The sequence below is a fragment of the Neobacillus drentensis genome (assembly GCF_036965425.1).
Lineage (GTDB): Bacteria > Bacillota > Bacilli > Bacillales > Cytobacillaceae > Neobacillus > Neobacillus drentensis_F.
Window position 1 is genome coordinate 46,461 of sequence record NZ_JBALPP010000102.1, and the last position, 9,352, is coordinate 55,812.

Below are 9,352 nucleotides of genomic sequence, written 5' to 3' on the forward strand. Positions count from 1 at the left end.
GAGCTTAATATGTGGTGGAAAAGCAAGTTTATCTTGTTAAGTTGCAGTCTAACGCTCATGTTTTTGTCAATATGCTCTCTCGGTAAAAGTGCACATGCCGAAAAATTAGATACAGATGGTTTTATTATTGAAGCAGATCGAGTGGTAGGTTCAGGAATGACAGCATCGATTGTTAAACAAGAAACCACAGAAAATGATCAAAAGCCTATGCTCCGTTTTCAATATCAGTCGGCTACGATTTATGGAATGAGGTTAACGAAACTGGTCGATTCAGCAAATGGTCCGGTCAGTATCACCTTAAAAGCAAGTGGACCGGTTACTGTAAAAGGGATGACTGTTGATACCACGGCTATTTCCTTTAAAGGAGCATGTATTAATGCATCTGAAACTGTTCCTGAGCTAGGGATGGAAGATGTGGTTATGGTGGCGCATTATATGAAAGCAGAGGATAGTTTAATAGAAAAGTTAGTCCTTAATACTATTTCTGGAAATGCTGGTACAGAAAAACCTGGGAAATTGCAAGTTCTGCAAGATTTAAGTTTGCTCCCATTGAATCAATTGGATAAAGAAATTGAAAAAATTTCGGCTGGGCATCTGCCTCTTACTTGTACAGATGGTTCAAAAACGGACGCGTCGTCTGGCAGCATTGGAAAAATTACCGATCCGATTCAGGATGTCATTGATGTCGTGACCAATCCGCTGGATCCGGTAACAAAGCCGCTAGAACCAATTTTGAAACCGCTTGATCCAGTAACAAAGCCGCTAGAACCAATTTTGAAACCGCTTGAGCCAATAACCAAACCGCTTGAGCCTGTCCTGAAACCGTTAGAACCTGTTGTAAAACCGCTAGAACCAATGTTGAAGCCGCTCGAGCCGGTTATTAGTGGAACAACAGAAAAGGTGGAGCAGGTGGTAAAATCTGTTTGCGAGCAAATGGAGGATGAAAAAGGAGTGATTCATAAAGAGCTGGCATTGGCATTAATTGATGAAGCGATTGAAAAGAAATTGCCGTTGAATAAAGTTTGCCAAACTAACACATCTCTCACCAAAGAGCTTCAAAGCTGGGAAGAGAGCCTGTTAAAATCACTCGGACTTATTGATCTATTAGGAAAAGTCATTATACAGGATCCAATCCAGCAGCTTAATAAAATGCGCGATAAAATTTCAAAAACAAAAGATGGAGCCATCATTTTTACTCCATAAAAAAGAAGGTGTCAGGCACCATGTGAAAATTTCACGTGGTGCCTGACACCTTTCTCACTTACCTTATTAAAAAGCCCAATTTCCGCCTCTAAATACTGGTTCAGTTTTACCATCGGCCGTAATGCCATCGATGTCCATTTGATCGGAACCGATCATGAAATCAACGTGGGTGATACTTTCGTTCAGTCCATTTTCAGCCAATTGCTCAGAGGACATTTGCTTTCCGCCTTCAATACAGAAGGCATAGGCACTTCCAATGGCTAAATGGTTCGATGCATTTTCATCAAACAATGTGTTAAAGAATAGAACATTAGATTGTGAAATTGGTGAATTAAATGGAACTAGCGCCACTTCACCAAGATAGTGGGAGCCTTCATCTGTATCGACAAGGCGTTTTAAAATCTCTTCGCCTTCCTCAGCTTTCACGCCAACGATTTTTCCGTTTTCAAAGGTGATTGAAAAACGATCAATAATATTTCCACCGTAGCTAAGTGGCTTAGTGCTGGCAACCGTACCATTGACACCGGTCTTTAATGGAACGGTGAAAACTTCTTCTGTCGGCATATTGGCCATAAATTCAAAGCCTTTTTCATTCACACTGCCGGCTCCAACCCAGATGTGTTTTTCTGGAAGCTCAATGGTTAAGTCTGTGCCAGGTGCTTTATAGTGAAGCTTAGAATAGCGTTTTTCATTTAAATAGTGTACTTTTTCATGAAGGGTTTCATCGTGCTTTTTCCATGCATCAACTGGATTTTCAACATCCACACGAGTTGCCTTAAAAATCGCTTCCCAAAGTTTGTCTACTTGCTGCTCACTTGGTACATCAGGGAAAACTTTAGCAGCCCATGCAGGAGATGCCGTTGCAATTACAGTCCAGCTAACCTTATCAGATTGTGCAGCTTTTCGGTAGTTGGCCAATGCTTTTCCAGCAGCTTTATTGAAGTTGGCAATCCGTTCAGGATTGACACCTTTAAGTAAATCCGGGCTTGTGGAAATAATGGACATAAAGGCTGCCCCTTTTTCCGCGAACTCTTCCTGTTCTTTTGCACGCCATTGTGGATACTCAAGAAAGGCATCATCTGGAGCTAAATCGTATTTTGTTCGTGTGACCGTATCATCGTTCCAATTGACGACGACATTGTGGGCACCCGTTTCGTACGCCTTTCTGACAACTAAGCGCACGAATTCAGCAGCATCTAACGTGGCTCCAATTACCAAGGTCTGGCCTTTCTGAATGTTAACGCCAACCTTAACGGCAAGCTCAGCATATTTTTCAAGGTTACTTTGAAAATCACTCATATGTAATGTCTCCTTTTCAGAATCTTCCTATATATTGTAGCTTTTTTAATTGGAAAAAGAAACCGCTAGCATATAAACATAAAAAAACAGTAAAGACTATCATCTTTACTGAATTTTGCTTCCGTACACTTTTATATTAAAATAAACACCTGCTGAAAAAAGAACGATAAATGTAATAATACCTGATAATGAAGTTGGAGCCATGAATTGCGATAATTCCATTGATTCCACCGTCCTTAAAATATTAAAAAGTTTACACTCTAATTATAATGTTAAAAGGGGGGGATGTGAACAAATTAGTACAATTTTTTGGATATTCTTTGAATTTAATTTCAACAAAAACGGGACCCATCAGGCCCCGGCTTTAATAGATTGTTTTTCAAAAGTATAGAACATCAGCCAATATAAGAAGCTGCTAAGGAGTGCTAAGATAACCAAAACCAAAAACGTCCAGCCATACCCAATCCAAACCGTCAATGGAATTGAAAGGGGGGCGATAGTCCGGCTGATAGTAAACCGCAGACTTGCAGCGGCAAAATATTGACCACGCATATGTTCCGGGGCCAGTTTAGAAACAAAGCTTTGCTGGAGCCCCGCGCCCATAAGTTCAGCTAACGTAAATACGGCCATTGCTAATATAAGTCCCCAAATCAAATGGGTTTGACTAAAGATCACCATGGAGACGGCATAAACAATAGATGATAGCACAAATACGTTTCGTTCATAATATTTACTCATCCATTTTGTTACAATAACCGTCAATAACGCCACAAGGAAGCCATTCTCCGCTAGGACAATTCCAAAGGCCTGCTCTGCCGTTACAGAAAATGACCAATCTCCCAAGGTAAACAGATTTTGAGTTTTGACGACATCTTTTATATAGACAGGAATTAATAAGTCTAATTGCATAAAAGTCTGTCCTGCTAATACACCAGCCAGAATAAATAAAAGGAAAGTTTTATCCTTTACGATGAGTGAATAATCCCTTAACTGGTTAATTAAAAAATAATACCACTTTCCATCAATTGATGCGTCTTCCATCCTTTGCAAAGGAGCGGTTTCACGAGTCCATTTAAATAAAATTAAACCAAGCAGAATGCACACCATGCCTGCAACAAGAAGTAATTGAAAACGATAGTGAACATAAAATATGGATCCTAAAATAGGACCAATAACAACGGCAATATTGATAGATGTATAGAATATCGCAAAGACGCTGCTTCGGTCTTTTTCTCCGACTACATCCGCAATCATCGCTTGGCTTGCCGGCCAATAAAAGGAACCAAAAACACCTGCAACCGCAAACGATAAAAAGCCTACCCAAGGAGAATGAAACCATGGAGAGCTTGCAAAGGCAAATGCCAAAAAGGAAAGTCCCTGTCCAATGGCGGATAGGACCATCATCCGTTTTCGGCCAAAGCGGTCGGCACAATATCCGCCCATTAAGTTCGCAATCACAGAAAAAATCTGTGAAAATACTAATAATAATCCTGCTTTATTTTTACCAAATTCATCTGCAAAATAAATCGTTAAAAAGGGAAAAAACATCCAAAAGGTAATGTTCATCATGGCTTCACTAAACAAGCGAACTTTTAGATTTGGATCCCAATCCTTTATCTTCATGCTGTATCCTCGTTTCCAAATTTGATGCCATTTCATCATACTAAAATATGGCCCTTAATTGGAACAGTTTTATTATTATTTTTGTTCCTATGCTATATTAAACTTATGGAAACTTGAAAGGATGTTTTAAAAGATGGCAAAAAGTGTTGTAATTGCTGAAAAACCTTCTGTCGCTCGTGATATTGCACGTGTGCTTAATTGTAATAAAAAAGGAAATGGGTATCTTGAAGGGAATAAATATATCGTTACTTGGGCACTTGGGCACCTAGTTACCCTTGCTGATCCAGAAAGTTACGATGTGAAATATAAAACATGGAATTTAGAAGATCTTCCTATGCTGCCTGATCGTTTGAAATTGACAGTAATTAAGCAGACTGGAAAACAGTTTAATGACGTAAAGAGTCAATTGATTAGAAAGGACGTCAGCGAAATAATCGTGGCTACGGACGCAGGAAGAGAGGGAGAATTAGTTGCACGTTGGATTATAGATAAAGTAAAAGTCAATAAGCCAATTAAACGTCTTTGGATCTCATCTGTTACCGATAAAGCGATAAAGGATGGCTTCGCCAACTTGAAGCCTGGAAAGGCATATGACAATCTATATGCTTCAGCTGTCGCCCGCTCAGAGGCTGATTGGTATATTGGTCTAAATGCAACACGCGCGCTCACAACCAGGTTCAATGCCCAATTAAACTGCGGCCGCGTTCAAACCCCAACTGTTGCAATCATTGCTGCACGCGAGGATGAAATTAAAAATTTCAAAGCGCAAACCTATTACGGCATTGAAGCACAAACATTGAACAATTTAAAGCTGACCTGGCAAGATGCAAAAGGGAACAGTCGCAGCTTTGATAAAGAAAAAACCGATGCAATTGTAAAAAAACTAGGAAACCAAAATGCGATTGTAACAGAAATTGAGAAAAAACCGAAAAAGTCATTTTCCCCAGCACTTTATGATTTAACAGAACTGCAGCGAGATGCGAATAAAATCTTTGGTTACTCTGCAAAGGAAACGTTAAACATTATGCAAAAGCTATACGAGCAGCATAAGGTATTAACCTATCCCCGTACGGATTCGCGATATATCTCTTCTGATATTGTCGGAACGCTTCCAGAACGATTGAAGGCATGCGGGGGAGGAGAATATCGTCCTTTAGCTAACAAGATTTTAAGCAAGCCGATAAAGGTTTCGAAAGCATTTGTGGATGATAGCAAAGTATCAGACCACCATGCCATTATTCCAACAGAAAGCTATGTAAATTTCGCAGCGTTTACAGATAAAGAACGGAAAATTTATGACTTAGTTGTAAAACGGTTCTTAGCAGTTTTATTCCCGGCATTCGAGTACGAACAATTAACGCTTCGTGCGAAAATCGGTGATGAGAACTTCGTTGCAAGGGGAAAAACGATTTTTACCATTGGTTGGAAAGAAGTATACGGAAATCGTTTTGAAGATGATGATGCAGCAGATGACCTAAGGGAACAGATTTTACCTCGCTTCGAAAAAGGCGACACATTAAATGTGAAACTAATCGCCCAAACATCTGGCCAAACCAATCCGCCTGCAAGATTTAATGAAGCAACATTACTTTCGGCAATGGAAAACCCTACGAAGTTTATGGAAACTAAAAATAAACAACTGGCAGAAACACTAAAATCTACTGGCGGCTTAGGTACTGTTGCGACACGTGCTGATATAATTGACAAGCTATTCAATTCATTCTTAATCGAAAAGCGCGGCAAAGATATTCACATTACTTCTAAAGGCCGGCAATTGTTAGATTTAGTCCCTGAAGAACTTAAATCTCCGGCTTTGACAGCTGAATGGGAACAAAAGCTTGATCAGATTGCACATGGCAAGTTGAAAAAAGAAGTGTTTATCAGTGAGATGAAGAACTACACAAAAGAAATCGTAGCTGAAATAAAAGCAAGTAATAAAAAATACAAGCATGACAATATTTCTACAAAAAATTGTCCGGACTGCGGAAAACCAATGCTTGAAGTCAATGGCAAAAAAGGAAAAATGCTCGTGTGCCAGGATCGAGAGTGCGGACACCGTAAAAATGTATCCCGAGTCACTAATGCACGCTGCCCACAATGCCATAAAAAACTGGAGCTTCGCGGCGAAGGCGAGGGCCAAATCTTCGTATGTAAATGTGGACATCGTGAAAAACTATCTGCTTTCGAAGCTCGCCGCAAAAAAGAATCTGGAGGCAAAGTGGATAAGCGCACTGTACAAAAGTATCTGAAAAATCAACAAAAAGATGAAGAACCATTGAATAATGCGTTGGCAGAAGCATTAAAGGGGTTAAAATTTGATTAACCAACTAATAAAGGGACTATTCACGAAGATAAAATATCTTTGTGAATGGTCCTTTTTTCAATTACTATTACCTTTCATTTGTTATTGTGCTAAAGTGTTATCGTGGTAAAATTCAGAAAATTTAATTGACAGTAAGGGTTTTCTTCGCATACAATAATTATCGACAGTATAGTTTTAAAATTTCTTGAATGGGATGATAACCAATGAGGCATCGCAATAAATTTATACAAAATTCCGTTATGTTCATAAAAGAGGCTGGACTCAAAATCTAATCAGATACGAGTCCAGCCTCTTTCTTTATTATACTAAAGTATTAGAGGAGATGGAGAAATGATTACACTTACTGGGAATAGTTTAACTCTTGAGCAAATGAAGGACGTGCTTTTTCGCAAGCAAAAGGTACGCGCTTCTGAACAAAGCATGGAGGCTGCAGCAAAAAGCAGGGAAGCTGTAGAAAGAATCGTATCAGAATCTAAGGTTGTTTATGGAATTACTACAGGATTTGGTAAATTTAGTGATGTTTTAATTGACAAGGAACATGTACAGGATCTCCAACTTAACTTAATTCGTTCACATGCCTGTGGTGTAGGCGAACCTTTCCCTGAAGTTGTTGCAAAAGCAATGGTGCTTCTTCGTGCGAATGCACTTTTAAAGGGCTTCTCAGGAATCAGACCGCTTGTCATTGAAAAGCTTATTGAATTAGTAAATAAAGAAATTATCCCTGTCATTCCACAACAAGGATCGCTTGGTGCAAGTGGTGATCTAGCTCCATTATCACATCTTGCCCTAGTCCTAATCGGTGAAGGTGAAGTTTTTTATAAGGGAACTCGCATGGACTCCCTTTCTGCCCTTCAGCAGGAGGAAATCCTGCCTGTAACATTAGAAGCTAAAGAAGGCCTCGCTCTAATCAATGGTACTCAAGCAATGACTGCAATGGGGGTAGTGGGATATCTTGAGGCTGAGCAGCTTGCTCATGAGAGTGAGCTGATTGCTTCCATGACAATCGAAGGATTGAATGGAATAATTGATGCCTTTGCAGAAGAAGTTCATGTGGCAAGGGGCTATCAACAGCAGATTGATACAGCTGCCAGAATCCGCCAATATTTAAGTGACAGTTTATTAACGACGATGCAGGGAGAGCTTAGAGTTCAGGATGCATATTCTCTTCGCTGTATTCCACAGGTTCATGGTGCATCTTGGCAGGCTCTTGATTATGTAAAAGAAAAACTTGAAATTGAAATGAATGCGGCAACTGACAATCCGTTAATTTTTGATGATGGTGAAAAAGTAATCTCTGGAGGCAACTTTCACGGTCAGCCAATTGCATTTGCAATGGATTTTATGAAAATTGCTGTTGCCGAGCTAGCTAACATTTCGGAAAGAAGGATTGAACGTTTAATCAATCCGCAATTAAATGATCTGCCGCCATTCTTAAGCCCTGAACCAGGCTTACAATCAGGGGCAATGATTATGCAATATGTGGCCGCTTCACTTGTTTCAGAAAATAAAACTCTTGCCCATCCTGCCAGCGTGGATTCGATTCCTTCATCAGCGAATCAGGAGGACCATGTCAGCATGGGAACAATAGCATCCAGGCATGCGTATCAAATCATTCAAAATGCAAGAAAGGTTCTTGCAATTGAGTTGATTTGTGCCATGCAGGCTGTAGAATTCCGTGGAGTCGAAAAAATGGCCACACATACAAAGATGTTCTTTGAAAAAGGCCGGGAACAGGTTCCAGCCATTACTCAGGACCGGGTATTTTCTAAAGATATCGATAAGGCTTCTGAGTGGCTTAAAAATATTGAATTTTCCAAGATGGTTAGAAGCTTAAAGGAAACATTCTAAAGGAAAAAGGCGTGAGTTGCTCACGCCTTTTTATTCTGTCTGTTCCGGCAGTATACGTGCAGTATCACCGCGGCCGCCGTCTTCCTCAATTCTATTCTTAAATGCTTCCTGGGTTACAATGAACTCTTCGTCGCCAATGGCTTCCTTTACATGCTTTTCCACTAGGCTATTCTGTGGAAACTCACCTGGATGATGTTTCCTTTTGTGGTTAAAATGTTCTCCACGAGCCAAACTCAACACTCCTTTCTTATACGCATGTAGCATGCCCTAACAGAAAAGAAAAAATTACTTGTTCAAAAAGACGTAAACTTTAAAATGTATCTTAGAAATGGATATAATTAACTTATATATGGGAAAAAGGAGGCTTTAACATGGATATGTTTCAAATTGTCTCGGAAGACCGTATTAAAAAAGCATATAAAGATGGAGAATTCGAAAATCTTCCAGGATTGGGTAAACCAATGCAGCTAGAGGATTTATCGGCAATCCCCGAGGATTTGCGGATGGCTTATAAGTTGCTGAAAAATGCAGGGTATACCCAGGAGGAAAGTCATTTACGACAGGAATTAATGACGATCGAGGATTTAATTAAAAAAACAGATGATAGTAGTGAAAAAGAAAACCTGCAAAGAAAGTTAAATGAAAAGCTGATTCGTTTTAATCAAATCATGTCCAAAAAAGGTGTAAAAACCAATTCTTCCATTTTTAAGAATTACGAGTTAAAGGTACAAAATAAGTTAAAATAAAAAAAGCTGTGTCGTAGAGGAGCTCATTAACAGTTCACTCTTTGCCAGCTTTTTCTTCTGTTTTTGCGGGTTTACACATACGGTCAAGAAAATAACCTGCAAATACCATAAATGCAATCGGAATCGAGAAATTTAAGACATGAATTAAGGTCAACATACATTACCACCTAATATTTTTTAGAAAATTATTAATATTAAGTATATTCGTATGTCATTATATGCTCTTTGTCACATTTTAGACAAATATTAAAACCAAATATAAAAAAGGTTTATGAAAATTAAAAGGGAAATTCGACTTTTTTTCCTCTCT

General features: G+C 39.2%; 8 protein-coding genes. 4 read left to right on the forward strand and 4 right to left on the reverse strand.

Annotated elements, in window-relative coordinates; genetic code table 11:
* The first annotated feature begins 9 nt into the window (after window positions 1-9).
* Window positions 10-1,203, forward strand: coding sequence for a hypothetical protein (locus V7161_RS22405; protein ID WP_335715069.1), 1,194 nt, complete (start codon window positions 10-12; stop codon window positions 1,201-1,203).
* 66 nt (window positions 1,204-1,269) lie between these two features.
* Here V7161_RS22405 and V7161_RS22410 read toward each other — a convergent pair whose 3' ends face one another.
* Both V7161_RS22410 and V7161_RS22415 read right to left on the reverse strand, forming a co-directional pair.
* Entirely contained in the window at window positions 1,270-2,502 is a 1,233-nt protein-coding gene (locus V7161_RS22410; protein WP_335715070.1) for an aminopeptidase, read from the reverse strand.
* 351 nt (window positions 2,503-2,853) lie between these two features.
* Window positions 2,854-4,125, reverse strand: a complete 1,272-nt coding sequence (locus tag V7161_RS22415; RefSeq protein WP_335715071.1) for an MDR family MFS transporter — start codon at window positions 4,123-4,125, stop codon at window positions 2,854-2,856.
* A 133-nt stretch (window positions 4,126-4,258) separates the two neighbouring features.
* Between V7161_RS22415 and V7161_RS22420 the strand changes: the two genes are divergently transcribed.
* Together V7161_RS22420 and hutH are read left to right on the forward strand one after the other, a co-directional pair.
* Window positions 4,259-6,448 (forward strand): DNA topoisomerase III, encoded by a 2,190-nt coding sequence (locus tag V7161_RS22420; protein ID WP_335715072.1) that lies wholly within the window; start codon window positions 4,259-4,261, stop codon window positions 6,446-6,448.
* A gap of 330 nt (window positions 6,449-6,778) precedes the next feature.
* Window positions 6,779-8,296 carry a histidine ammonia-lyase gene (gene hutH, locus V7161_RS22425; protein WP_335715073.1) on the forward strand — a complete coding sequence of 506 codons (1,518 nt, stop codon included), beginning with the start codon at window positions 6,779-6,781 and terminating at the stop codon, window positions 8,294-8,296.
* A gap of 30 nt (window positions 8,297-8,326) precedes the next feature.
* Here hutH and V7161_RS22430 read toward each other — a convergent pair whose 3' ends face one another.
* Window positions 8,327-8,527, reverse strand: a complete 201-nt coding sequence (locus V7161_RS22430; protein WP_335715074.1) for a hypothetical protein — start codon at window positions 8,525-8,527, stop codon at window positions 8,327-8,329.
* A gap of 140 nt (window positions 8,528-8,667) precedes the next feature.
* Here V7161_RS22430 and V7161_RS22435 point away from each other — a divergent pair, with 140 nt between their 5' ends.
* The gene (locus V7161_RS22435) at window positions 8,668-9,042 is read left to right on the forward strand and encodes a DnaJ family domain-containing protein (protein WP_289986771.1); all 375 of its coding nucleotides are present in this window, start codon (window positions 8,668-8,670) and stop codon (window positions 9,040-9,042) included.
* A gap of 34 nt (window positions 9,043-9,076) precedes the next feature.
* Here V7161_RS22435 and V7161_RS22440 read toward each other — a convergent pair whose 3' ends face one another.
* Window positions 9,077-9,199 carry a hypothetical protein gene (locus tag V7161_RS22440; RefSeq protein ID WP_335715075.1) on the reverse strand — a complete coding sequence of 41 codons (123 nt, stop codon included), beginning with the start codon at window positions 9,197-9,199 and terminating at the stop codon, window positions 9,077-9,079.
* Window positions 9,200-9,352 lie beyond the last annotated feature (153 nt).